This is a genomic window from Gardnerella sp. c12Ub_1 (assembly GCF_055804375.1).
This window is the reverse complement of sequence record NZ_JANUZC010000001.1, coordinates 1,506,301-1,532,315: the sequence shown is the minus strand read 5'-3', so window position 1 is coordinate 1,532,315 and position 26,015 is coordinate 1,506,301. Positions and strand designations below refer to the sequence as shown.

18 protein-coding genes and 1 pseudogene are annotated in these 26,015 nt (G+C 44.8%); 2 read left to right on the top strand and 17 right to left on the bottom strand.

Features of this window, described 5'->3' with window-relative positions; genetic code table 11:
- The 4 genes and pseudogenes from NYP65_RS06120 to NYP65_RS06105 form a co-directional block, all read right to left on the bottom strand.
- A pseudogene (locus tag NYP65_RS06120) lies at positions 1-723 on the bottom strand (hypothetical protein); the annotation flags it as partial.
- Positions 724-1,031: 308 nt separating this feature from the next.
- Complete coding sequence (locus NYP65_RS06115) at positions 1,032-2,180, bottom strand: class C sortase (RefSeq protein ID WP_473410767.1); 1,149 nt, start codon at positions 2,178-2,180, stop codon at positions 1,032-1,034.
- Between the two features lie 243 nt (positions 2,181-2,423).
- On the bottom strand, positions 2,424-4,208 hold the full coding sequence (locus NYP65_RS06110) for a SpaH/EbpB family LPXTG-anchored major pilin (protein ID WP_473410766.1): 1,785 nt from the start codon (positions 4,206-4,208) through the stop codon (positions 2,424-2,426).
- A gap of 255 nt (positions 4,209-4,463) precedes the next feature.
- The gene (locus NYP65_RS06105; RefSeq protein ID WP_473410765.1) at positions 4,464-10,688 is read right to left on the bottom strand and encodes a Rib/alpha-like domain-containing protein; all 6,225 of its coding nucleotides are present in this window, start codon (positions 10,686-10,688) and stop codon (positions 4,464-4,466) included.
- 770 nt (positions 10,689-11,458) lie between these two features.
- Here NYP65_RS06105 and NYP65_RS06100 point away from each other — a divergent pair.
- On the top strand, positions 11,459-11,740 hold the full coding sequence (locus NYP65_RS06100; protein ID WP_009994887.1) for a DUF6725 family protein: 282 nt from the start codon (positions 11,459-11,461) through the stop codon (positions 11,738-11,740).
- Positions 11,741-11,979: 239 nt separating this feature from the next.
- On the opposite strand, the gene NYP65_RS06095 is transcribed toward NYP65_RS06100, so the two are convergent.
- From NYP65_RS06095 to sufB, 9 genes are all read right to left on the bottom strand, one after another.
- Positions 11,980-12,819: a ParA family protein gene (locus NYP65_RS06095; protein ID WP_004113420.1), complete on the bottom strand. Its 840-nt coding sequence runs from the start codon at positions 12,817-12,819 to the stop codon at positions 11,980-11,982.
- A 53-nt stretch (positions 12,820-12,872) separates the two neighbouring features.
- A complete protein-coding gene (locus tag NYP65_RS06090; RefSeq protein ID WP_473410764.1) occupies positions 12,873-13,880 on the bottom strand; it encodes a site-specific tyrosine recombinase in 1,008 nt (335 codons plus the stop codon).
- Between the two features lie 24 nt (positions 13,881-13,904).
- A complete protein-coding gene (locus tag NYP65_RS06085) occupies positions 13,905-14,972 on the bottom strand; it encodes a prephenate dehydrogenase (protein WP_174142898.1) in 1,068 nt (355 codons plus the stop codon).
- Positions 14,966-15,994: a prephenate dehydratase gene (locus tag NYP65_RS06080; protein ID WP_004113425.1), complete on the bottom strand. Its 1,029-nt coding sequence runs from the start codon at positions 15,992-15,994 to the stop codon at positions 14,966-14,968. The genes NYP65_RS06085 and NYP65_RS06080 overlap by 7 nt, the downstream gene beginning before the upstream one ends.
- 152 nt (positions 15,995-16,146) lie before the next feature.
- Positions 16,147-16,581, bottom strand: coding sequence for a hypothetical protein (locus NYP65_RS06075; RefSeq protein ID WP_004574855.1), 435 nt, complete (start codon positions 16,579-16,581; stop codon positions 16,147-16,149).
- Positions 16,582-16,590: 9 nt separating this feature from the next.
- Complete coding sequence (gene typA, locus NYP65_RS06070) at positions 16,591-18,513, bottom strand: translational GTPase TypA (protein ID WP_004114597.1); 1,923 nt, start codon at positions 18,511-18,513, stop codon at positions 16,591-16,593.
- A gap of 82 nt (positions 18,514-18,595) precedes the next feature.
- Positions 18,596-19,372 (bottom strand): Fe-S cluster assembly ATPase SufC, encoded by a 777-nt coding sequence (sufC, locus tag NYP65_RS06065; protein ID WP_004113429.1) that lies wholly within the window; start codon positions 19,370-19,372, stop codon positions 18,596-18,598.
- 9 nt (positions 19,373-19,381) lie between these two features.
- Positions 19,382-20,671, bottom strand: a complete 1,290-nt coding sequence (sufD, locus tag NYP65_RS06060; RefSeq protein ID WP_473410763.1) for a Fe-S cluster assembly protein SufD — start codon at positions 20,669-20,671, stop codon at positions 19,382-19,384.
- On the bottom strand, positions 20,671-22,260 hold the full coding sequence (gene sufB, locus NYP65_RS06055; protein ID WP_101889787.1) for a Fe-S cluster assembly protein SufB: 1,590 nt from the start codon (positions 22,258-22,260) through the stop codon (positions 20,671-20,673). The genes sufD and sufB overlap by 1 nt, the downstream gene beginning before the upstream one ends.
- A gap of 175 nt (positions 22,261-22,435) precedes the next feature.
- Here sufB and NYP65_RS06050 point away from each other — a divergent pair, with 175 nt between their 5' ends.
- On the top strand, positions 22,436-22,699 hold the full coding sequence (locus NYP65_RS06050; RefSeq protein ID WP_004113434.1) for a type II toxin-antitoxin system RelB/DinJ family antitoxin: 264 nt from the start codon (positions 22,436-22,438) through the stop codon (positions 22,697-22,699).
- A gap of 36 nt (positions 22,700-22,735) precedes the next feature.
- Here NYP65_RS06050 and NYP65_RS06045 read toward each other — a convergent pair whose 3' ends face one another.
- The 4 genes from NYP65_RS06045 to NYP65_RS06030 form a co-directional block, all read right to left on the bottom strand.
- On the bottom strand, positions 22,736-23,872 hold the full coding sequence (locus NYP65_RS06045; RefSeq protein ID WP_473410762.1) for a tyrosine recombinase XerC: 1,137 nt from the start codon (positions 23,870-23,872) through the stop codon (positions 22,736-22,738).
- 42 nt (positions 23,873-23,914) lie between these two features.
- On the bottom strand, positions 23,915-24,865 hold the full coding sequence (gene rnc, locus NYP65_RS06040; RefSeq protein WP_473410761.1) for a ribonuclease III: 951 nt from the start codon (positions 24,863-24,865) through the stop codon (positions 23,915-23,917).
- Positions 24,866-25,066: 201 nt separating this feature from the next.
- Entirely contained in the window at positions 25,067-25,261 is a 195-nt protein-coding gene (gene rpmF, locus NYP65_RS06035) for a 50S ribosomal protein L32 (RefSeq protein ID WP_004113441.1), read from the bottom strand.
- Between the two features lie 111 nt (positions 25,262-25,372).
- Complete coding sequence (locus NYP65_RS06030) at positions 25,373-26,014, bottom strand: YceD family protein (protein WP_473410759.1); 642 nt, start codon at positions 26,012-26,014, stop codon at positions 25,373-25,375.
- Between the last annotated feature and the right edge of the window lies 1 nt (position 26,015).

The window sequence follows — 26,015 nt, the reverse complement described above, 5'->3', positions numbered from 1 at the left end:
ACTACAACAATCCATGGAGCCGTAAAATTTACGACAAACACGCAAAATTTTGTTAAGATCTTCACCTTTTCGAGCAGCAGAATCGAAAGTTGCTAGCGACTCGGCGAACGACCCCTTCCAAGCGCACACGTAGAGAACGTTGTAAATGCTGGCAACATGACTAATCGCAAGCTCTTCATCAGTTGCAATATGTCCAAATGACGACGCCGTCAAAAGATTCGTATTTTTTACTGTGCCGCTATTAGCGCTTGTGCCCTTGCCAATAATTGTGCCGTTGCTCACATTTTTATGTCTATTTTTAGTAAAATCATCAAGCCTTATACCAGATTCATCTTCTATTATGTTTGGAAGTTTTAGTCGGCTATATTTGTGTCTAAATGCACTTCGCACCGATTTTTTCCGCTCTAAATCAGATTTTTTCTTGTTCGAAGCAAATTTTTCCGCATAACTAGACGACACGTATATTTCTGTAAGAGAATGATGTATGTAAGGCAAGTGAACCACCTCCAACCCCAGGAGCACGGCAGCAGTTTCGCCAGTAAAATTCCACTTTTTTATCTTTATCTTGTTTGTAAGAGTGACTGCAATACGCTTAACTTTATCTTTGTACAGCAATTGATCCCAGTGATCACGAATAGCGTAGAAGCCGTAATATGGCTCGACTAATTTTCCTGATTCTAAGCAGCGTCGCAAGTCTGTTCGAGAATTGCTTTGAGAAGCCATAAGACATGACTTAGAATTCTCTGACTCAATAAGTTTTTTAAATAATTTATCGGGTATGCCGTTAATATTTATTTTCTTTGACATATGTTGATAATAAATAACGTTGTTTTTGTATGTAAAGAATTTTTTATCAATGTGGTTAAAGGCTATAAAACGTTGAAAAATCAGGAAAAGCGACGCACTTTGTACCACATTTGACCCAAATCACGTACAAAAAGCGAAATAGTTGACGCACTTTGTACCAAATTTGACCCAAAACACGTACAAAAAGCGGAAGTATCGCTCGCGCGCGGTCTACGCGCCGCGCATCACTTTGCGCGCAACTTAATCTCGCCACGCCCAACCCATAGTATGTGCTTGCCGCGAATATCCCACTTGCGCCGCCTCTTACCAGCCGCCGCCGTAATCATCATGGAAAGAATCGCCGCCGAGAATATCATCGCTATAACAAACAGCGTCATCCAAAGCGGCCACTGCACATGGTCTTCTGGCGGCGCAACAGGGTCCGGCAGCACACGATACCCCGTAACCAGCAACCTATGCGAGTTCACACCATACGGCGTACAAGTAAGCAGCGTAGCTAAATCGCGCCCCTTCTCGCGCTGCAGCAAACTTATATCGTGCGGATCCACCACGTTTATACGAAACACCTTGTAACGCAAGGTCTCCCCTTGCACATCAAGATAAAAGTAGTCACCCTTTTTAAGGTCTGTTAGCGAATCAAACATGGTTGCGTTCGGCAAACCAGTGTGCGCGGTAATCACAGTATGCCGCCCCTTGCCGCCCACTGGCAAATCCGTGCCATACAAGTGCCCCGCGCCTCGCGCAAGCGTATCTTCTTTTGTACCGTGGTAAATCGGCAGCTTTACGCCAATCTTCGGAATCTTTACAATGCCGATAATACCCATCGGCTCCTCAAGCGTTTTAAGATAACGCTTGTATCCAGGCGTGTTAGTTATATCTTCCTGACCGTCGCCTCCGTACGGGTCGCGCGTGAGCATGTCTTTGCGCGTTGCGTTATAACGTTTCGCAGCGCGAATGTGTGCGCGTCGCACATCGCCAGCCTGATCGTGATTATATTTATCGTACGCTGTCGATATCTCCTTAGAAACGTGGTTGTTCCACAGCGTTGAGCACACAGGGTAACTAAAGCACAAAATACCTGCAAGAACCAGCGCAATCGGCTCTAGAATGCGCATCAGTGCGCTTTTCTTTTTAGTTATTTTTTTAATTGTTTTTTTAGTTTTAAGTGTATTTTGGTTTATATTTTTGCTTGAGTTGGATCGTGGAGTCTGCCCTTCGGTTGCTTGCGATTCTTCCGCTAGCAAATCACTCGCACCAGCCACACTGCTCGTGCCAATCACACTGGAGGTACGCTTCGCCTTATTCTTGAACAATCTAGCAACCGCGCGCTCGCTTAACGAGTGGCACCAATTGCTAATATCGGCTAGCTTCATAACTCCTCCAAGCTCAAGCTATTGAATTAAATAACTCCGCACTTTGTACCACATTTGACCCAAATCACGTACAAACTCGGGAAAGATTAGAGCACTTTGTACCAGAACACGCCAGCGTAGAAACAAAATGCTCAACGCATTTTGTTTTAAGCGCTGCAGCGTGTCTTCTGGTACAAAGTGCCTAAATCTTTTGCATGATTAAACCAAACGCCACCTAATACAGCGTTGGCTAATCACACACAATCACGCAGCCTGCTCTTCTTCCTTCTTGCGATTCTTAAGGAATACGAACATACCAGAGCCCACAAGACCAAGACCCACGAGAGCGAAGATAATCACGCCAGCAGCACCAGTCTTTGGAAGCTTGAACCAATTGTTGCCCTTGTTATCTGGAACGTTAGGAATTTCAATTTCTTGTGCTTCTTCATTTGCTGCAGAAGTGAGATTTACTTCGTAAGACTTTTCAGAACGAGCAAATCCTTCTGGAGCCTTGATCTCAACAACATAGATCTTGCTATTAACATCGGTTACCTTAGCAACATAATCTTTGGTCTTTCCACCAGCATCAGTGGTGGTAATTGTTGCTTCAGTGTTGGTCTGTGCAACATCAGCAAAGCCAGGCATAGCATTCTTACAATTATCGTTACCACTTGGATCCTTAGCACACTTATCAGCATCACCTTTATTTGTGAATGCCTTAAATTCTGCCTTAGGAAGACCCTTCTTTGCATCACCTTGTTTTTGACCAGTTGTACCGTCATACTTCAAAATATGGAACTTACGAAACTCTGTCTCTGTTGTTTTACCAGTAATATGAGTATCTGGTCCACCTGGCTTATGACCAGGAATAAAACCATACTTGTTGGCTAGCTTATTTTTGGATCCAACTGTCTTCAAATCTTTTTTCAGTTTAAGATTCAAAGTGATTTGAACTCGAACATCTTTGGATGAATCTTTATTAAACTTGCCTATAATTTTTTTCAATCCAGCGTCTTTGTCAAACTTAAAGAGAATACGCTTACGAGTTGCACCACTATTATTATCAACTTCAGAATCGCTCACACTCAGAGAATATTCTGTTGTTTTAGTAATTTCAGATGAACCAGTTTTTAATCCGCCTTTACTATCGTTAGCAGTAGAATCCCACTCACCAACTTTTACGACAGCAGAAATTTTACTGACTTCAAGGTCATCATATGCTGATATTAATGCATCATCATAAATCTGGAAATTTGTAAGATTTTTAGTTTCAAATTCACCACTTGAGTCCTTGCTAGCATCCGACGGCAGTGTAACCTTAGTTGTGATGACATAAGGTAGAGTGTCTCCTGCACCGACAATTTTACTAGTCAGCGCATCCTTAATAATATCTTCCTTAGCATTTCTGTTCTTTGGAGAAACATTAACATCATAAGTATAAGTATTATTAACGTTATTACTTTCTCGTGTAATCTGAGGAACTGTTACAAAGAAAGGAACAAATTCAGCAGAATACCCATCTGGGACCTTTGACTCATAAACGTAGTAAAGTCCGATTTCTAGACTATCAAACTTTGCCACACCTTTTTCACCAGAAACTTCTGCAGTATTCTTTTTACTTTCACCATTTGTGCCAAATGACTTATCAAATTCAACGTTGAAGGCTCCTGCAGCAGATGCGCCAGCAGCAGAGTTATTACCATGAGTAGCAACCCACTCATTAAGATCCTTAACTTTAGCAGCAAGTTTTACCCAGTTATCTTGATCTTTAAGATTTACTGATTCAGTGCCAAACTTAGAAACTTTCTTAACAGTGAACTCAGCACCATTAAGACCTTGTGCGGATTGAGAATCAACTCTATCCTTCTTATGAATGGTAATGGAACCCTTCTTGTTGGCATCAAGAGTTGTATCCCATGGAGCCTTTTCAGTAGTAGTCTGAGCAGCCCAAGCGGAGCTGCCAGCAACCACGGCGCCAGCAACGCACAGCGTGCCAGCCATCGCGAGCGAGGCCACCGCGGCCACGCACTGCTTTGTTATCTTATTCATATTTTCTCCTTGTTTGTTTTGTTCTTGCGAACACTTTGAGAGATATGTGTTATGTTTTGTGTTGCGCACGGTCGGCGGAGTCATCGCAAAGCCGCATGAACTCTGTCGGCGGCTACGATTTGCGCCGCGCGCAGCAAGATTAAATCCGAACCATGCTTCGGCATAATTGTCGTTACTATGTAACGCAACTACGTAACGCCATTGCCGACATATGGAACGTTGACACTGCAGTTTTTAAGCTGCAGAAAATTTTCATCAGCATCGCCACCTTTCGCTACGTCGCCTTAAAGCGCGAAGCTTTTTGGCAGTTTTGCGGATAAAAGCTTTAATTTTCACATTGCGCATCAGTGTCTCGCGCAACAACGCCTTACGCAGCAACGCCTCCAGCATCGCGCGCCCCCACTTGGTCTGGTCAAGGAAGAATCCAGCCGCCATAGCGCCCGTGCCAAGCACGCACACAACGCTCATCACCATGTTCCAGTTCACGCAATCTTCCCCACCTGTCTTTGGCAGCTTAAATTGTTCGACCACGTGTACTTTGAAGGATATGCGATCCCAGTCTCTAGATTGCGCTACGCCAGCAAGTTTTACATTCCACATATCGGTTGATGAATAACTACCATCATTCTGAGGAATACCATCTTTAACAGCTTGATTAAAAGCAGTAAGCGCATTATCTTTCAGTGCAAAAACAGAGCAAACATACGTTCCAGTCTCTTTTGGAGCACCTTCGATTTCTTCTTCCCTGCGAGCGGTTGAACTTTCCACACTTCCTGCCTGAGTATTATTCGCATTCAGCATTCCATACAAAACATGGTCAGCAGAACAATTTCCATTTTCTCTACAATCTTTCTGCTGAGATTCGGTCGCAAAAGTCCATTCAGGAGTGTTTTCGCCATAATCATGACCCAAATGCATGTTCAATGTATCCTCAAGTCCGCGACTCCACTTATTCGTGTTGTCTTTTGAACACATCATACGTAGATGAATCTTGGTCTTATTTTTTACGCTCCAAGCTTGTACAAACGGATTTCTAATAAGACCAATGCCTTTCATAACAGTAAGATCATTACTACCATTAAGCACACTGTTAGTATCTTTAGATTTAGTTAGACTCATTCGCAAATCGTTACCGCTATAGCCCAAATCAGTTACTTTAACTGGAGCATACACAGGGTTCATAGTATTAGTTGCATTATCATCATGCTTAAACTGGTTATTGCCAGCATCTGGATCTTCTGATGTAGAACCATCTGGATAATGCACAACAACATGTGTCTTATAGTGGTCTTTTGGAGTAACAGTTACGTCTGGATGGAATGTAACATTACCATACCTAGAGCCTGCACCTATTCCAGTATCATTACCATTGTGATTAAGCGGATTGTTATTATCTCTAGGAGCATTACTATCCTTCTGACCATTCTTCCAGAATGACCAATCATATGCGTCTTCAGATGAAGATGCAGCACTACCGTCATCCTTCTTCAACTCAAACCACGTACCGTCAGGGAACGATACACTGTCTGATATAGCTCCATACGCAAGCGACTTAGTATTTACATGCTTCCCAGTTGGCTTCTTATTCTTTGGCAAACCAGATTGTACTTCATCACCAGCTCGAACATTTACTTTATCATACACAGGATTGTAGTTGTGAGCTTGAGTGTGAATGTGGATTGGTATTGTGCGAGAGTCATAATCGACACCTTTTTTAGCCTTAACAATGTTATTGCCACTGCCACTAATATTCCACTGGAAATCTCTTAAAGGATCAGTATTATTTTTACTTGCATCTTTGTTAAGTTTTTTTACTGCATTATCAAAGTTAGTAAGCAAATTATTAGTATCTTTACTGAACTGCTTCTCTTTAATCGCGTACACTACACACTCGTAGTCGCCAGTTTCCTTTGCAGTACCCTTAATCCATCCGCGAGTACGCTCGGTAGTTTTTTGCGAATTACCGTTAGAAATATAGTCGTCGTATAAATGCTTAACTTCACATTCATTGCTATTTTCTTCGCATTTCTTCTGCTTTTCAGGATCTTCAGTATGATCCCACTTTTCTACATTTTGCATGGTAATTCCAGCAATGCCACCAGATTGATAATGAGACTTAGTGCCATCTGGATTATTCCTATAGCAAATAGTGCGCAGGTTAATTTTACCAGGCTTATACTGTGACCATGAATCAAGCCAACGACCCTTACTATTATTAACTGTAAGTTCCTCGTTCTTACTAAGGTTAATCGTAGGATCATTCCAATTACCGCCACCTTCACGATCACTTACATTCAGGTGTAGATTATTAGCATCTTCATCATGAGAACGAAGTACGTTAACTGAAGCAAAGACTGGCTTACCGTTGTTACCAGAATCAGAATCTTCTGATGTAGAACCATCTGGATAATGCACAACAACAGGAGTTTGATCTGGATTATTCTCACTTGTAGCAGGGAACCACTTGTGCGGACGGAATGTTACTTTACCATATAATCCATCTTTGCTTTTAGCTGAATTATTATTATCAGTATTATTTTGCCCATCTTCAAAGAACGAATAACTCAATGGAGGTTTATGAGCATATCCTTTATACATCTTAAACTCAAACCAAGTACCTTCAGGAAGTTCTCCTTCCTGAACCTCACTCTGGTTAAGTGTTGCTTTGTTAGCATCACGAGCACTCTTTGGACGTTCTGATGTTTTCTTAGTACCAGCCTCCATAGTAATGGTCTCATACTTAGGGTTGTAGTAGTGAGCGTCCGAGTGTACGTGAATTGGGAATGTTACAGAGTCCCAATCAACGTGTCTTTGAGTGCTATTCTGAGGATTTGTTTTATCTTGCTTATCTGTTAATACTCCTTTAACAACATCTTCAAACTTACGGTCACCAGGTTTCTTTACAAATTCATTTACAGCCGTATCAAACTTTTTTTGTAATTCACCATTTTTTCCATTGTATTTAAGTTCTTTAATAGCGTACACAGTGCACACAAAGTCGCCATTATCTTTCACTTTGCCGTGCAGCCATCCCCAAGTGCGAGCAGTAGTATCATTCTCATTACCATATAAGTAATGTTTCGTATCACACTGTTTTTTATCTTTACAATCCTTTTTTTGCTGCTCTGTAGCTATCTTCCATTGAGAAGTTTTACCACCTACAGCATTAACCAAATCACCATCGTAGACATTTTTTCTACCTGCAAGCTTCAAACCGTTTATTCCATCAAGTTCATAACTTTCAGGCTTACCAGTTTGCCTATTCTTTTTATAGCAGAGCATTCTCTGGTAAATAGTTCCTTGTTTCTTGCTTGACCAAGAATCAAAGAACATTGGTTTAGTATCATTACTGCCATCGCCTAACGTTTCACCCTTACGGAAGCGCACACCATTCCTATCATTATCTTTAATAAGTCGTCCGCCATGAGTTTTACTATCATAAACTTTCAACTTCAAATCATCATCTGCAACTTCTGTAAGAGTTACAGAGACAGGAGCGTAAATCGGCTTTCCGAGATTACCAGAATCAGAATCTTCCGACGTGGAGCCGTCTGGATAATGCACAATTACAGGAACTAAATAATCTCTTGCTTCTGTAGTCTTTTCTGGTTTAAACGTAATCTTTCCATACCTTTTATCAGTAGTTTTATCTTTTGCCTCATTACTACCATTTTTCTTATTGCTCTGATCTGCTTCAAAATTCGACCAAACAGGCTTTTCTCTAGAATCTTTATGCTTAGAATACTTTTTAAGCTCAAACCATGTGCCTTTTGGCAAATATGTTCCGTCTTGCACTAAATCCTTTTGGCTTTGATCATCAGCTGCAACACCATTGGCACCAGTTTGGCTTACTGGAGCAGCATTCATTACACCTTCTGTATTACCAGCTTGTACACTTACCTTCGTGTACTGCGGGTTATAATAATGCGCGTCAGAGTGAACCTTAATTGGCACAGTTCTAGATGTATAATCAACACCTTCTCTTAGACCATTGAAAGTATTTGTATTAATGATATTAGTAGCAGAACCGTCTGAGCTTTCAATCTTGGAATCTTTTTTCTTTGCCTCTTCAAATTTCTTCAAAGCATTAGGTTTCAAAGCATACACAGTACACTGATAATTGCCAATCTTTGTTGGTTTTCCTTTAATATGGCCACGCGTACGCTCCATGGTATTGCCTGTGCTATCAAATAATTTGTTTGCTGCACAACCCTGACCATTTCGACACTTTTCCTGTTCTTCATCAGTTGCATGCTGCCAAGGTGTATCACCTTCTATTTTTATGCCATTAATACCGTTAAGATGATACTTCAAACTCATAGGATTCGTAGTATCAGCGCACACAGAACGAATACTAATATCTCCAGGCTCACGTACAGACCAAGAATCTATCCATGGCTGTGGAGTAACATCACGATTCTTGCGGAATACGAATCCATTGGTGTAATCAATCTCTTGACCATTTTGGTTCTTATGAATATGGAGCTGCAAGTCACCTGATTCAGAAGCATCTCTAGTGACTATTACAGGGGCATTAACTGGATTACCATTATTACCAGAATCACGATCCTTTGAAGTTGAGCCATCAGGATAATACACAACTACAGGTCTATTTTCAGGCTGATTAGGTTTAGAAGCAGGAACCCACTTATTTGGGTGGAAGGCAACAACACCAGTTGACTCATTCTTAATCTTTGCCCATGTTGGTGGATTCTGATAATCATTATAAGTTTCTGCTCTGAAACTAGTGCCAGATGGGAATGCTTTGCCTCCCCTATCCCTAGGAGAATTAGAATCTTTACCTTCACCAGCTTTTACTGTAGTAGTGTCGTAGTACGGATTATACAGTGAGGCTTGCGAAACTACATGAATGTCAACACCCTTTACTTTAACAATTGAATTGTTCATTTTACAATTGTTAGGTCTAGGATCAGGATAGTTTATTTGAACTTCAAAATGTATAGTTTTACCTCTATCAGAAGTCTTAGGACTATACTTAACCTCGCCTGTTTTTGGATTAATATACGCCTCGCCAGGTTTTATATTATTAGGACTATTAGTTCTTGTAACACCGGGCGGAAGAATCTCCCTATTCCCAATTTCATTCTTTTTAAACGTAAATTCTATTCCAGCATCAGTTGGAATCATCTCAGACGTATTTCTGACGCTATGACTTGGCATGTCCTTGTAATATTTGAAGTCGCCGTAATATGAATCGCCAACCCACTCACCAGTGTTGATATAAGGCTTTACGGAAGTAACTTCACCGTAAACAGCGTCATTTTTAGACTTCTTTGGGAATTGGATATCATCATTATTTTTAGGATTTAAACCATACTTAAACTCTTCCAAGTCTGGTATGCCGTCACCATCGTGATCATATGGACCAAAAACTGTAAACTTGTGCTTATCTCCTCTGTAGGAAATCCAACCTGCCATAAAAGGTAACTTATAAGGATCAACGCCTTCTTCAACTTCTGCAGTAACAATCCAGCGAATAGAATCTGCATCGTTATCTTGTTCCCAAGATTTCAATAATCTACCAAAATCACCAGCTCTACGCCATGTATCGACTTCACATGTTGCATCTGTACCTAAACCACATTTTTCAACAGATGCTTTCCAGAAATTCTCATAATCAGAATCACCCGGTAAGCGCGTAGCATTACTACCACCATTAAACTCGCCTGGTGTTTGATCTTTGCCTCGTACTTCCCACTTAAACTTGTTGCCCCCAGCACCACCGATAACAAATCCTGTACGATACCTTGTAATTCTTATGCTATTATCTTTGATGTTTTTTGGAAGAATAAAGTAAAAATCAGGTCTACCACCATACGCATGTCCAAAATTGTCAGCATTACACACTACATTTGGATTTTCTATTTTTTTAATTCTGCATCCATTTGCGTTAAAAAGAACATTCCAAGTGATGGTCGTTTTTTTCTTTCCATTAACGGTTACCGTATTTATATCTGGCGGCTGAACATCGAAATCCCTATATACATCATAACTCGCAACAGAGTTAGGAGAAATAAATCCATTACCAATGTAATCCCAACTAACATTAGCTGCATTAGCTTCTTTTAGCGGCGGCACGATGAGCATGGTTACTATGGTGGCAAAGGTGACAATTATTGCGAGAATCGAGTTTTGCAAGATATGCGATTTTCTTGCTGTTTTACCTACGTATGAGCCTAATGAATCATTCTCAGATGATGAAGATAAAGAAGATGATGAAGATAAAGAAGATGATGAAGAATTTACTTGAATATTTGAGTACGAATAAATTGGCGCACTGTGGTAGTCGGAATCTGGGCGCGTTGAATAGGTAGAGTCAGAACCAGCAGACGCATCTGCCACACTATTCGCATTGTCAGTATCGCTCACAGAAAAAACCTTCTGCGCAATGCGGCACACGCGAGATGCGAAACGAGCAAACTTTGCAGGTAACATAATCGACTCACCTTCGATTGTCATTTTTGGCTAGTTTGTACATCCTAGCCATTTTGGCAATTTCGGCTATTGCATAAGCAACACCCTGCTTTTACACGAATCCCAAAATTGGGCAGAATACTACACGTATCAAGTACAGAAGTACTAAGAGCATTCAAATACATGAACTAGCATTTAGCAATTGCAGCATTTACAAACAACGCCTAATGCAATTCCACATGTGAGCACAACAATAAAGCAGCAGAACGCGCAGCTTTACTAAAGTACTCAAGCAAAAGCATTTATCAAATATACCCCCCCCCATAACGAATTGCAAGAAAAAATAGACTTTAACAGAACTTTAAGGAAAAGTTTTTACAATCGTTCTCTTTTACAAAAAAATCTATTGATTGATTGCTAATAACAGAATAGTTTTATGTAGTAGGTGAAGTGTTTTGCGTGACCTGCGTGTCGTAAAACCACAACATCTTGTGGTTCGGATGCGCACTGACCACAAATCGCCAGCTATGTAGTGCGATTGTACTGAATTTCAGCGTTTTTGATACAAACGCACTACATAAAAGCGCTCAGGCAGGTCGTCGCGCAAACTCGGGAAAGCAGATCATTCGTTCGAGCACTGCAGAGTATTGCAAAACGTTACGAGTTTGATAGCACTGCGATACAATTAACAAAGTCAAAGCAAAACACACGGCAAATAACGCGAATACACAAATAACACGGAAGGCAGCACTACGATTAGCTTAATTAGGCGGCAGATTCTGCCAGAGTTTATACCAGTTGGCGCACGAATTGTTGTGCGAACATACAAAGTCGCGCAATTAGGCGGCGACGAAAGATTGCAAACAGCCACTGGCAGATCGCAAGCAACCGACGCCAGCGAAGAAACAACCGACGCCAAATCGCAAAAAATCGAATACCACGACGCGATTGGTCACGTAATCAGCTGGGACGGAGCAACATTGCATCTTATGCGAGACGCGGCAGCAAACGGAAGCCGACCCGAGCAAGAAATGTTCATTGACGCGCGCACAATCGTGCGATTAAAGCCCGTGCCCGAGCGCAAACATCGCAGCTAATCTACGCAAGCTATGTAGTGCGATTTTACTGAATTTCAGCGTGTCGTACCGCGTGCTACGCTTTAAGCAAAAAGGCAGGTCGTCGCGCGAGAGAATGTTGCTCTAATTGGCGTGTCGAGCAACAAAAAGCGGAAAGTTTTCCCGACTTTGTAGCTCAAAACCACAAAATCAACAACAAAAAGCGGAAATATCGTTCGCGCACTACAGCGCAATGCGAAGGCAGATCGTCACGCAAAGCGCTATTCAACAACGCCGTTAGAAATCAGCTCGCGCGCAACCTCGCGATACTCCTTAGCAGTCTTATGCTCAGGAGCAAAAATCGTAATCGGAACCGCCGCAACAGTGGAATCTGGCAGCTTAATCGAACGCGAAATAACAGAATGCAGCACGCGCCCCTGGAAAGCCTCGTAAATCCTTTGCAAAACCTCTTCGCTATGCAAAGTGCGCGTAAACATAGTAACGAGCACGCCAAACACTTGCAAATCTGGGTTAATTCTGTGCTGCACTTTTTCAATCGACTGCATAAGCAGCGCCACGCCTCTAAGCGCAAAGAACTCCGCAGCAACAGGAATAATCACACCATCCGCCGCCGTAAGCGCGTTTACAGTGAGCAAGCCAAGCGAAGGCTGGCAGTCAATAATAATAACGTCGTATTCGTTACGAACTTTGCGCAACACGCCAGCCAAAATCTGCTCGCGACCAACCTCGGTAACAAGCTGCACCTCTGCAGCAGAAAGATCAATGTTTGCAGGCATAACGTCAATGTTTTCGGTGGCAGTGTGACGAATCACATCGTGCACGTCTACAGAAGAATCAAAAAGCGCCGTATAAACCGTGTTATCAAGCGCGTTCGCATTAATCCCAAGCCCCACCGTTGCAGCGCCTTGCGGATCGAAGTCAACAATTAAAACTCGCCTACCGTATTGACTCAACGCACCAGCGATATTGATGGAGCTGGTGGTTTTACCAACGCCACCCTTCTGGTTACACATAGCAATAATGCGCGCAGGACCGTGCGTTGTAAGCGCATCGGGCGCGCGGAAAGTCTCATATTCGCGTCCAAGTAAATCAGTAGGCATAAACTTCAGTCTATCAAAAGGTATGTTCAGTGAATCGATGCGTCGTTGTGTATCTATCTCGCGCGCGGATGACTCATAACATACGCCTCCATAAGCGCATCTGGGCTTATATGCGTATAAATTTGCGTTGTTGTAACGGACGCATGACCAAGCAGCTCCTGCACAGTGCGAACATCGGCGCCCCCCGAAATCAAATGCGTTGCAAATGAATGTCGAAGCGTGTGCGGATGCAATTCTTTGCCGATTTTAGCCATTTTGCCAGCACGCGAAATCGCCTCCCACGCGGATTGACGAGATAGCGATTTGCCACGTTTGTTGAGGAAAATCACGTGAGTATTAGCAGATTTTGACGATGAGCTTAAGGGTGACTTGAGTCGCGACTTTGCGGTTGCTGGCGACTTTTGCGCGCGACTTGCAAGAATAGGTCTTGCGTTAGCTAAATAATCGCGCAACGCGCGTACCGCGCACTTTCCAATCGGCACAAGCCTCTGCTTTTGTCCTTTGCCAGTAAGACGCACAACCGATTCATCTAAATCAATGTCCTCGAATTTTAAGCTAACCGCCTCACTTACGCGCGCACCCGTAGCATACAAAAATTCCACAAGCGCACGGTCTCGCAGCGAGACAGCATCCGTGCTGCCAAAGCCGCCAGCAGCATCGATTACGTGCTCCACTTCGCTAATGCTGAGCACGTCTGGAAGATGCTCCGCTTGCTTTGGCGCTTTGACTTCTGCAGAAGGGTCGCTTGCGATTTGCGCGTTGGAAAGCATGAATTTGTTCCACTCGTGGATGCTTGCGATTCGCCGCGCAATCGTGCGAGGTCCTAAGTTTTGCGATGACATTGCTTGTGATGACATTGCGCGCACGTATTCTTCAATATCTAGTTGCGTGATTTCATTAACATCGTTTATTTTTCGGGCTTCGCGCAGCCAGTTCGTGTATTTTGTAAGATCCGACTCGTAAGCTTCAACGGTTTTTGGCGAAAGCCCGCGCTCCACGCTTATGTGGTTTAGAAACTGCTGGATTTTTGGGGAAAATGGCGATTGCTGCGATTCGGTCATATGTCAATTATATGCCGCTCGAATCTACCACTTCGAGTTGCGTAATGCGCAAGCAACCGCAGAATCGCTAAACGCCACGCCAACAATCTGCTCGCCGCTTTGCGCGCTTTGAATCAGCTGACTTTGCCAATCACCTGCACAATCAAGCGCAAATCGAAGCTCGCGCAAATCGCCAGCCGACTTATCGCAAGCAACCGCGCGCTCCTTATACTTGTATTCGCGCCAAGAATCAGCCTTAGCAAAAAACGCGCGCTCATCGCTAGCAACCGCCGAATCGCCATCGCTCCTCTCAAGCATCTTCTTCGCAAAACTCAACTCCTCAATCACACTCCCAAGCAAATCCGCAACATTTCGCCGATTTTCCGCAACCATTGCACGCGTGCGATCTGGATCCGTAAGCGCCACTCGCGTCATATCTCGCCAAGAACCAGCCGACATTTGCAACGCAACATTGCGATTTTCGCTTCCGCACAAAACGTTCGCCAGCGCTGTAGAAACAACGTGCGGCATGTGCGAAATCAGCGCCGCCGAAGCGTCGTGTATAGAATCGTTCAACACAAGCGCGCGATTGCCACACAACGACACAATAACGCGCAAAACCGCCAAAAACCGCCAAAAATCACTATTCTCATCAACGCTAACTGCCCAAAGCGCGCCGTTCAGCAGCTGCACGCTAGACGCCTGCCAACCCGTAAACTCGCTGCCAGCCATAGGATGCGCGCCAATATAGCAATCACCAAGCCCCGCTGCCTTAACCTGCTCGCGCACAAGCCCCTTAACGCTACCAACATCCGTCAAAGTTGTGTGCTGTTTGTTGATTCCGCGCGAAATCTCGCCAAGAACTTCTGGCATAGAGGCAAGCGAATTGCATAAAATCAAAACATTTGGCTGCATGCGCGCAAGCTCCGCAACGCTTTCAACGCAAGTGATTCCAAGCACCCTCGCCTCTTTATACATTGTTTGATGGCGATTATACGCGTACACTTTGCAGGAGCCAGTCGCAGCCAAACGCTTTGCGATTGATCCGCCAATAAGTCCAAGTCCAACAATACCAACAGAAAATTTTTTAGAAAATCCAACATCTTCTACCATAATAATTCTCTTTCTGCACGCATTGTGTTCAAAGCGCTCAAAGCATCAACTAGAGCATCGCCTGGAGCATCAATACACACTCCGCCATTAGGCAGCATCCAATCATTCATAACCGGATTATCTCTATTATCAGAAGGATACACTGCTAAAACTCGCACCCAATCACCATGTTCAACAACTTCTTGAATCATAGCTTTGCACGTAGAATCCCAAGGAGCAGCATCAACAGTGGCAATAAAACTATATAAACCATCTTGACCTTTAATCGGCCTAGACATAAAAGAAGTCATATTAAGACCATGATCGCGCACAACGTCAAGCAAATTTGCTAGCACTCCAGCACCTGTACAACGCGGAATAAAAGCAATAATCGAAGAAAAAGATGAATAGCATTCGCGATGCATACTAACAAAATTGAAAGCCTCATCTCTAGGAGCTAACACTAAAAACTCAGTGCGCGCGCCAGAAAAATCTTCAACAGCTTCACTCACAATCCGCCTATTGTATAAATCAGCACAAATTTTAGGGCACAAAGCAACTTCGCCAGGAACTAAATCCCTACAAGCAGCAGCGTTTGAAGACGCAGTTTTTTCTTTCAATCCATGCTTTTGAGCAAACTTACGGCATTGTGCCAACGCATGAGGGTGAGCAACAATAGTCGAACAGTTATCGATTGAATCCGACTGGCAAACAACAGCATCAAAACTTATATCAACGCCCAAGCGAGCAATGCCAACCATATTTTTTGCATCAATTAATAGATCTAAATTAGGTATTACTACGCCTTCAATATTGTTTTCCCACGCAATAATACCCAAATCGTGACAATCTTCAATTTTGCTAGCGATATTACGAATATTCTCACACGCAGTTGGAATAAGACGCAAAGCACCTAACGATTTACATTGTTCTTTAACTTTTAAAGCAGCTTGATGAGTAAAAGAACCTTCCGGCCCTAAATAGCATAATTTACGAGCATTATTACTGTTCTTATTACTATTCATGACTATATTGCTATTCATGACTATTCCTCAAAACTACTCTAAGACTGTAAGACTTTAAGACTCTAAGACTGTAAGTAAGACTACTGCATAATGCTATTTTTGCACAAACATGCAGCAAATTCACCTATAAAAATTCACCTATAAACTAACTTACACTTATTTAGCACCGCTTATTTAGCATCAGAGATAACAAAGAATTTATTAGGGATAAAAAGCAAAACTACGTGAACAATAATAATGCCATAAAGCCAAAAATATCCAGCATTTTGCGCAATCCACGGAAGATTATCCGCGCCAAAACCAACGGCAACAAGCACGCCTCGAAACGCGCCAAAAATCCTAAACCATCCAAGCGCAATCATCCACACAACCGAACAGCACACAATTGCGTGCAAAATAAAGCCAAACATGCCACAAAGCATGCGAGCAAAACACGCGCTCAAAGTAACAAGCAAAAGCGCGATTACAAGACCGTACGGAAAGTTGTACATAGCGCCCATTCGATGCGCAAAAGTGCCCAAAACCGCGCAAAATGCCGCCAAAACGCATAAAGCCGCACACTTGCTAGCAAATAGCACGGAATGCGACTTTATGTTAAACATCATTTTAAGGAATCACGCAGCATTATTTTGACGACGCTGCTTAGCACGCCACTTATACCATTCATCACGGCTCAAAATGATCTTGCGCACGCGAATCGACTCAGGCGTAACTTCCACACACTCATCTTCGTTAGCAAAGTCAAGCGACTCTTCCAAGCTCATCTTAATTGGTGGAGTCAAAGTCTCAAGCACATCTGCTGTAGAAGAACGCATGTTAGTCATATGCTTAGCAAGCGTAATGTTAACGTCCAACTCGTCTGGCTTATTGTTAATACCAACGATTTGACCTTCGTACACAGGGCTTTGCGGATCCACAAAGAACACGCCACGCGCCTGCAAACGCTGCATAGCATAAGGCGTTGCAACACCCTTACGATCGCAAACCATGGAGCCGTTTTGACGAGTTACAATCTGACCAGCCCATGGAGCATAGCCTGCAGAAATAGAGCTTGCGATTCCCGTTCCGCGAGTCGCAGAAAGAAGAGCTGTCCGGAAGCCAATAAGACCACGCGAAGGAACAGTAAATTGCAAGCGAATCCAGCCAGATCCGTGATTGCTCATAGAATCCATGCGACCCTTGCGATCCGCCATAAGCTGCGTAACAGTACCCATGTATTCTTCTGGAACATCAATCGTAGTGTTTTCCATAGGCTCGTTAATTTGGCCGTCAATCGTCTTAGTAACAACTTGAGGACGACCAACTGTAAGCTCGTAGCCTTCGCGACGCATTTGCTCCGCCAAAACTGCCAACGCCAACTCGCCACGACCCTGAACTTCCCAAGCATCTGGGCGGTCTGTTGGAAGAACCTTAATAGACACGTTACCAATAAGCTCGCGATCAAGCCTATCTTTAATCATGCGCGCTGTAAGCTTGTGATCCTTACCTTCTGTGCCAGCAAGCGGCGAATCGTTAATGCCGAAAGTCATGGAGATAGCTGGGTCGTCAACGTGAATCAATGGAAGAGGCTTTGGATCGTTCTGATCTACAATCGTCTCGCCAATCATAATGTCATTAACGCCTGCAACTGCAACAATATCTCCAGGACCTGCAGATGCAACAGGAGTTCGCTCCAAGCCTTGCGTGCGCAAAAGCTCAGAAACACGGAAGTTTTCAATAGAGCCGTCTACACGAGAAAGCCCGTAAGTCTTACCCTTTTCCAAAGTGCCATTGTAGATTCGCACTAAGCCGAGGCGGCCAAGGAAGTCGGAAGAATCAATGTTTGCAACGTGAGCCTGAAGAGGTGCGCCTTCCTCGTACTCTGGTGCTGGAATGTTGGAAATAATGGAGTCAAAAAGCGGCTCCAAATTATCATTGTCTGGCAAACCGCCGTTTTCTGGCTGATTCAAGGATGCATAGCCAGCTTTTGCAGCGCAATAAATAACAGGCAAATCAAGAAGCGAATCAATATCTAGGTCGATTCCTTCTTCAACAACGTCTTGTGCAAGACCGAGAAGCAAATCTGTAGCTTCGCTCACAACCTCGTCAATACGCGCGTCTGGACGATCCGTTTTGTTAACGCACAAAATCACTGGCAACTTTGCCTCAAGAGCCTTGCGTAGAACGAATCGAGTTTGTGGAAGTGGGCCTTCGGAAGCGTCAACAAGCAGCACAACGCCATCAACCATGGAGATGCCGCGCTCTACTTCGCCACCAAAGTCGGCGTGACCTGGGGTATCGATTACGTTGATTGTAATTCCCTCTGGGTGACCGTACTTTTCTGCGAGCGGGCCAGTGTATTGCACAGCAGTGTTCTTGGCAAGAATGGTGATGCCTTTTTCGCGCTCAAGGTCGTTGGAGTCCATTACGCGGTCTGGCACTTCTTCTCGCTCAGAGAATACGTGCGACTGCTGAAGCATGGCATTTACGAGCGTTGTTTTACCATGGTCAACGTGCGCTACGATTGCCACATTTCTTATATCACCGCGAACAGTCATTACAAACCTCTTCCGTTTTATTTAGCCAAACCTAGACGAGTTTACTCGCGGCTTTAGACACGCCGCTCATGCAATCGCAGACTCACGCAATCGCAGATTCGCTGGCACCTTCTGGCAAATACTTGTCGTATCCTTCTTCTTCCAACTCGTCTGCAAGCTCCGGTCCTGCCGTCTTTACAAAGTGACCTTGCGCAAAAACGTGAACAATATCTGGCTTAATGTACTTTAGGATTCGCGTGTAATGCGTAACCATCATAATTCCCAAACCAGTGCTTTCTTTGGCGCGATTTACGCCTTCCGAAACAATTCGCAAAGCATCCACGTCTAGACCAGAATCCGTCTCGTCTAAAATCGCAAACTTTGGCTTTAAAATCTCTAGTTGCAAAACTTCCGCGCGCTTTTTCTCGCCGCCCGAAAATCCCTCGTTTACAGAACGAGATGCAAACTTTGGGTCCATTCTTAAGCGCTTCATTGCTTCGTTAAGCTCTTTAACCCACGCGCGCAAAGTCGGAGCTTCGCCGCTCACTTCTGTTTTTGCTGTGCGCAAAAAGTTCGTCATCGAAACACCAGGTACCTCTACCGGGTATTGCATCGCAAGAAACAGCCCAGCTTTTGCGCGCTCGTCTGGAGTCATCTTCAAAATATCTTCGCCGTCTAGAAGCACCTGACCCGAATCCACTTCGTACTTTGGGTGACCTGCCAAAGTGTATGCGAGAGTAGACTTTCCAGAGCCATTCGGACCCATAATCGCGTGCGTTTCGCCAGAATTAACTGTAAGATTTACGCCCTTTAAGATTTGCTTGCGCCCCTCCTTTGTTTCTACAGACGCGTACAAATCCTTGATTTCTAAAGTTGACATGTTTATCTCCTATTCTTCGGTTGCTGGCGATTTTTCCGCATTTACAGATTCTGCGGCTGCTTGCGATTCTTCCGTCTTAGCTAAACGCCTCTCAATCGCAGCCATCAAATGATCTACGATTTGCGGCACGCCAATCTCATCAATAAGCTCGTTAAAGAATCCGCGCACAACAAGCTTTCTCGCATCCGCTTCGCTCACGCCGCGAGATTGCAAGTAAAACAGCTCCTCGTCGTCGAATCTGCCGACAGAACTTGCATGACCTGCGCCAATAATATTTCCATTTTCGATTTCTAGATTTGGCTCCGAATCGGCAATCGCGCCAGGAGTTAGCACCAGGTTTCTGTTCAACTCGTACGAATCCGTGCCTGGAGCTTCTGGCTTAATAAGCGCGTTTCCAACCCATGTAGAATGCGCTCCTTTGCCGTAAAGCGCGCCCTTATACACTACTCGCGACTTGCATTCTGGGTGATTGTGCACAACCATCGTACGATGCTCAACATGCTCGCCTGGATCCACAAAATACATGCCAAGCATGTTTAAATCGCCCTTTTCGCCACCAAAATCCTGATCCATGCGGATTCGCACAACGTCTCCGCCAAGCGTGACCATTGTGTGACGAAGCGAAGCACCCTGCCCAACGTGAATCCTATGATTTCCAACGTGTTTGCTGCCTGAATCCCACTCTTGAATGAACGTTGTAGAAACGTGCGCATTATCTCCAAGAATGATTTCTACGCCTTCAGCAAGCTTTGCAACTCCTGTGTGTTCTACAATAATATCCGCATTTGTGCAGGAATCGGCTTCTATCACTAAGTGCAATGCGTCTAGTGATTTCACAGCGTCTAGTGATTGCAAGTTGTTTCCGTGGATTTGCAATATTATTGGCTTTGTAACTTCGCCACAAACATGCAAAACGTATGCCGACTTTGCAGAATTCCACGCAACAGCAGCCACTCGATCCGAAGGCTTCATTTCTGTGTGCGGAGCCTCGTTTTTTGGCAGAATTTGTAGCGTTGCGCGCGAATCGCCATCAACGCCTTTTAGCTCTACCGTAACGTTATTAGACGGCTCAAAGCTTTCAAAAAACTCATCGATTCGCTCAACTGGCGTGTATCGCCAATCTTCCTGCTTGCGCGTTGGAATAGCAAAGTCTTGCACGTTAAAAGAGCGCACGGATTTATCTGCACTAGAAGGCATTGCAGCAGGAACAGAATAAGGATCGTTAGGGTCTGCTACAGGAATATTAATTTCTTTTTCCGTCATTTTATTGCCTAAATTCTTTTTCAGATCTTCGCTCATCACCCCACGGATCCTTCCATTTGCAATTCCACAAGACGATTAAGCTCCAGAGCATACTCCATCGGCAGCTGGCGACTAATCGGCTCCACAAAGCCGCGCACAATCATTCCCATGGCCTCTTTTTCTTCCAGCCCTCGGCTCATCAAGTAGAAAAGCTGATCCTCGGAAACCTTGGAAACAGTGGCCTCGTGAGCCATAGAAACGTTATCTTCGCGCACGTCAACATGCGGATAAGTGTCGGATCTAGAAAAATCGTCAACAAGCAAAGCGTCGCACACAACCGAAGAGCTAGAGCCACTAGCGCCCTTAACAATCTTCACAAGACCGCGGTAAGCCGAGCGACCGCCGCCGCGCGAAATCGACTTAGCAACAATCGTAGAACTCGTGTGCGGAGCCAAATGAATCATCTTCGCACCCGTATCCTGATACTGACCGCGGCCCGCAAAGCTCAAAGACATAGTCTCCGCTTTTGCGTACGGCTCGGCGAGAATACAAGCAGGATACTTCATAGTAGCCTTGGAGCCAATGTTTCCATCAACCCACTCCATTGTGCCACCTTCGCGCACGTAAGCTCGCTGAGTTACCAAGTTGTACACGTTATTTGACCAGTTTTGCACGGTTGTGTAGCGCACGCGCGCATGCTTTTCTACAACGATTTCAACGTTTGCAGCGTGGAGCGAATCCGTGGAATAAATCGGAGCTGTGCAACCTTCAACGTAATGCACGTACGATCCTTCGTCTGCAATAATCAAAGTGCGCTCAAACTGACCCATGTTCGGCGTGTTAATGCGGAAGTAAGCCTGCAGCGGAATATCCACATGCACGCCTTTTGGCACGTACACAAACGAGCCGCCACTCCAAGCTGCGGTGTTAAGAGCCGCAAACTTGTTGTCGTCAACTGGAATAACAGTTGCAAAATACTTTTTTACAAGATCTGGATACTTTTGAACTGCCGTATCCGTATCCACAAAAATCACGCCTTGAGCTGCTAAGTCCTCGCGAATCGAATTGTAAATAACTTCCGACTCGTACTGTGCTGCAACGCCTGAAACTAAGCGCTTTTTCTCCGCTTCTGGAATGCCAAGCCTATCGTAAGTTTTGCGAATGTCTTCTGGCAAATCATCCCAAGTTTTCGCTTGATCGTGTACTGGGCGCACGTAGTACTTAAAATCGTCTGCGTCAAAGCCGCGCAAATCCACGCCCCAATCTGGCATAGGCTTTTGCAAAAACGCGCGGTATCCTTGCAAACGAAGATTTAGCATCCATTCTGGCTCGTGTTTGTCGGCAGAAATTGCGCGAACAACCGACTCGTCAATGCCCTTCTTTGCAGCTTCGCCTGCAGCATCCGAATCGTGCCATCCGTAATTGTATTCGCCAAATTCAGCAACAATTTGCTCGTCTTGACGGATTTTATCCTCATTTACGCGAGCGCGATCTGCTACATACTGGCTCATTTCAACGTCTGCGGCGCTGGATTCGGCGGCGCTTACCTTTGCGGCGCTGGATTCGTTTTGATTCGCTACATTCTTATTCGTCGATACGCTATTCGTCAATGCGCTTGATTCAGGCTTATTTGAATCATCAACCACTGTTTTACCCTCCTATCAAGCTTATAAGTCGATTATACATTTAGCCACGCGGCGGCATTACGTGATTCAAATCACATCTTTTCATTCCCTGCATGTGTTAATTAAACACAAAGAAAAATACTTTATTTTTTATTGCATTTTTATTAAAATCTTATTTAGAAAGGTGGTAATTTAGATGACAACAAATACAGTGAACATTAATTTCAAGCTAAATGCAGACGATAAACGACTTATGGAAAATGTTTGCCGAGAACTAGGGCTTTCAATGAGTGCAGCATTCACAATATTTGCTAAGAAAGTTGGAAGAGAGCACAGAATACCATTCGAAGTTTCAGCAGATCCGTTTTACAATCCAGAGAATATAAGTCGTCTTAAAAAATCCATAGCACACATGGAAGAAACAGGCGGCACTATACACGAGGTTCCGCTAGATGATTAAAGCGTGGACAGATGAAGCGTGGGGGTGGAACAAAAATCACGCACGCGGGAAGGCTTGCGAGTAGCGCTGCTTAAGAGCCTGAATAGAAACGTGCGTGTAGCGCTGCGTTGTGTTAAGCGACGAATGCCCCAAAAGCTCTTGAACCTCGCGAAGGTCCGCTCCACCGTTGAGCATATGCGTTGCAGCACTGTGGCGAAGTGCGTGCGGAGCAACATCTGGCACGTTTGCAGCAGCTGCAGCTGCATGAACAATACTCCTAACAATGCGCTGATCAATGCGCTTTGCTCGCGCGCCCAAAAACAGCGCTTGCGAGCTTTCTGCGTGCTTTTCCAGCAGCTCACTTCGACCATGCTCAATCCACTCTTTGCAAGCGTTTGCAGCAGGAACGCCAAAAGGCACAACGCGCTGCTTGTTTCCTTTACCTGTAACTTTTACAGTGTGATTTTCAAAATCCATATCTTGCACATTAATGCTTGTAAGCTCCCCCACGCGCATGCCCGTTGCGTATAAAAGCTCTAGAATCGCAGCGTTTCTAAGGGCGATTGCATGTTCTTGAGGGGATTTTTTGGGCGATTTTTGTGGCGTATTTTCTTTACGCTCGGAAGCTTGCGACTTTTGCGCGCGAGGCTTTTTTTGCGTGCTGCTTTGCTCAGTTGAATCATGCTCAGTTGAATCCTGCGCAAAGTTATCAGCGCAATTATCTGCGCAATTATCTGCATAACTATCCGCATAATCGAGCAACTTTTGCGCTTGCGATTCGTCTAAAACAGTAGGAAGCTCATTAGCAATCTTAGGAGTTGAAAGAATTTGCGCAGGATTTGCGCTAATCAAACCAACGTGCTTAGCCCACGCAAAAAAGCCGCGCACAGCTACCACTTTGCGCGCCAAACTCGAGCGCGCGTGATTCTTGTTAAGCCAATACATCCATTGGCGCAAAACACTCGTAGAAACCTCGCGCAAATCGCAAAAACCATTGCGATTGCACCACTCTAAGCATTGCAAAACATCAGCGCTATACGCGCGCAAGGTGGCGCTTCCAAGGCCTTTGTTTGCGCGCAAATAGTCAACGTAGCGCGCACAGTGGTAGCGTAAGTCGCAAAAGTCGCCAGCAACCGTTGATGATGCTGAACCATCGTCAAATAATAAATCATTATTATTACGACTGCTAGCCATAGAACCGCCTCAAATCGCCTATATAACAGCAATCAGAAAGACCTAATTACCGCTTTCTTCGCTCGCGCTCGATTTACGCCTTCTATCCAACACATGCCACGCTTTATCTGCAGCAGCAAGCTGAGCCTTGCGCTTGCTAGAACCATCCGCCTCGCCAAGCAGCTCATCGCCACTTTCGTGCGCCAAAACCGCACGCGCATGGAACACAGGCGCATAATCTGGGCCAGAAACCGACATCCTATATTGCGGCTCGTCAAGCCCCATCTCGTGCGCCAAAACTGTAAGCGAAGTCTTCCAATCCAAAGCTGGGCCTTCCGTAAGAACCTCCGCCAAAGTGTCGTCAATCAAGCGATGCACTACAGCGCGCGCAACGCCAATGCCATGCTCAACAAAAGTCGCGCCAATAAGCGCCTCCACAATATCGCACAAAATCGAGTCTTTTTGAGCGCCGCCATGCTCCATCTCGCCATGACCCAAAAGAATATACGGCCCAACGTGCAACTTATCTCGCGCAACAGCGCTCAAAGCCCACTCCGAAACAGCCTTAGCGCGAAGCTTAGCCAACTGACCTTCTGTCATATCTGGGTGAGCAGAAAACAGCGTTTCCGTAGAGACAAGCTCCAAAACAGCGTCTCCCAAAAACTCTAGGCGCTCGTAGTTTTTAGTGCCTGGATGCTCGTGCGAAAAAGATCGATGAGTGAGCGCTTCAACAAGCAAATCTGGCGAAATCGTAGTGCCAAGCGCGCGCAAAAGCTCCTGAGTGGGGTCACCATTCTGCGTGTGGCCATCTTGAGTGCGCGCAACGCCAATGCTGCCAGTTCTAGTATTTTCTGGATGATTTGTGTTCTTGTACGCGCTATTTTGAACGTCATTTTTGACGTCACTTTGAACGTCACTTTTGTCATTACTTTTGACGTCACTTTTTACATCATTCTGAACGTCATAGTGATCTTTTGTATTGTTCCCACTCATATTTTCAACATTATAGCGCAAGCATTGAAGTCATTGATTTGCGCTATATGCTTCCCGACTTTGTTGCTATAATCAGCGTGCAAAACAACAAAACCCGTCAACTTTTCCCGACTTTGTGCAAAATTTGACCTAAATCACGTACATTTTCGGGAAACAACAAAAACTAGGAAAAAAACAAAAACCCTGCCACCCGTCGATGGCAGGGTTCTCTTAAAATACAACCTACTTGGTGTGCGCAGAGCGAATTGCTTCGCGATACACGCGACCGCGGAAGTTACCGCAGGTTGGGCAAGCCATGTGAGACAACGCTGGCGAACCGCAGTTCGGGCAGGTAATAGTCTGCACGGCAGAAGCCTTCCAATTGGCGCGACGCGAATGAGTATTAGCGCGCGAGGTCTTGTACTTTGGCAGTGCCATAATCTTTCCTCTATTTCGTTCAACCGATTGAGCTTAAGCGTTCTGTATATTACAGCAAGCGCCATACATTATTCAGAATCGCACTACATGACAGGTAATCGTTCGCGCGGATTAACCGCGATTTTGCGATTTTTCAAGCTTTTCCTTAAGACCTTCAAGCGCCACAAAACGAATATCCGTAACGTCGTGATGATGCTCTGGATGCTCATTCAGATTCTCGCCACACTGCGAGCAAAGCCCCTTGCAATCTAGCTCGCACAAAGGCTTAAGTGGCAACTCGCTAACCATCATGTCTCGAATCAGCGCCTCAATGTCGGCAAAATCGCCGCCACCAACCAGCGGATACACATTTCCAGAATCGTCGCCCTCGTCCCAAATATCAGCATCTTCTAAATCATCATTAGAGTTATTAGAACGCGCGCCGCCATTTGCGCTCTTGCCGCCTTTGCCGCTTTCCACGCGCGCAAAAAACGCGCACACATCAACAGGCCAATCCCTATGCAACGGCATCAAGCATCGCGAGCACTCTGCATGCACTCGCGCCGTAATCGTGCCCTGGAACATAAGCCCGTCCACTACGGAATCAAAATTGCCGTCTACCGTAACATCACTCCCTGGCTTAACGCCAATAACGCTGTCTCCAATGCCTTCTGGCGCTGGAAAATCGCGATGCAATTGCATGCTACTTCCTGCACGCGCTGCCATTTGCGCAACTGGAACCGCCCACAAAGACTGGGAGGGATGCGATGTCATT

Coding starts and splice junctions, on each gene's coding strand:
- NYP65_RS06075 (WP_004574855.1), bottom strand. CDS start 16,581: ATGATGTTTAACATAAAGTCGCATTCCGTGCTATTTGCTAGCAAGTGT.
- NYP65_RS06050 (WP_004113434.1), top strand. CDS start 22,436: ATGACAACAAATACAGTGAACATTAATTTCAAGCTAAATGCAGACGAT.
- typA (WP_004114597.1), bottom strand. CDS start 18,513: ATGACTGTTCGCGGTGATATAAGAAATGTGGCAATCGTAGCGCACGTT.
- NYP65_RS06030 (WP_473410759.1), bottom strand. CDS start 26,014: ATGACATCGCATCCCTCCCAGTCTTTGTGGGCGGTTCCAGTTGCGCAA.
- NYP65_RS06090 (WP_473410764.1), bottom strand. CDS start 13,880: ATGACCGAATCGCAGCAATCGCCATTTTCCCCAAAAATCCAGCAGTTT.
- NYP65_RS06085 (WP_174142898.1), bottom strand. CDS start 14,972: ATGGTAGAAGATGTTGGATTTTCTAAAAAATTTTCTGTTGGTATTGTT.
- NYP65_RS06080 (WP_004113425.1), bottom strand. CDS start 15,994: ATGAATAGCAATATAGTCATGAATAGTAATAAGAACAGTAATAATGCT.
- NYP65_RS06095 (WP_004113420.1), bottom strand. CDS start 12,819: ATGCCTACTGATTTACTTGGACGCGAATATGAGACTTTCCGCGCGCCC.
- sufC (WP_004113429.1), bottom strand. CDS start 19,372: ATGTCAACTTTAGAAATCAAGGATTTGTACGCGTCTGTAGAAACAAAG.
- NYP65_RS06110 (WP_473410766.1), bottom strand. CDS start 4,208: ATGAATAAGATAACAAAGCAGTGCGTGGCCGCGGTGGCCTCGCTCGCG.
- rpmF (WP_004113441.1), bottom strand. CDS start 25,261: ATGGCACTGCCAAAGTACAAGACCTCGCGCGCTAATACTCATTCGCGT.
- NYP65_RS06115 (WP_473410767.1), bottom strand. CDS start 2,180: ATGAAGCTAGCCGATATTAGCAATTGGTGCCACTCGTTAAGCGAGCGC.
- sufD (WP_473410763.1), bottom strand. CDS start 20,671: ATGAGCGAAGATCTGAAAAAGAATTTAGGCAATAAAATGACGGAAAAA.
- NYP65_RS06105 (WP_473410765.1), bottom strand. CDS start 10,688: ATGACAATCGAAGGTGAGTCGATTATGTTACCTGCAAAGTTTGCTCGT.
- NYP65_RS06045 (WP_473410762.1), bottom strand. CDS start 23,872: ATGGCTAGCAGTCGTAATAATAATGATTTATTATTTGACGATGGTTCA.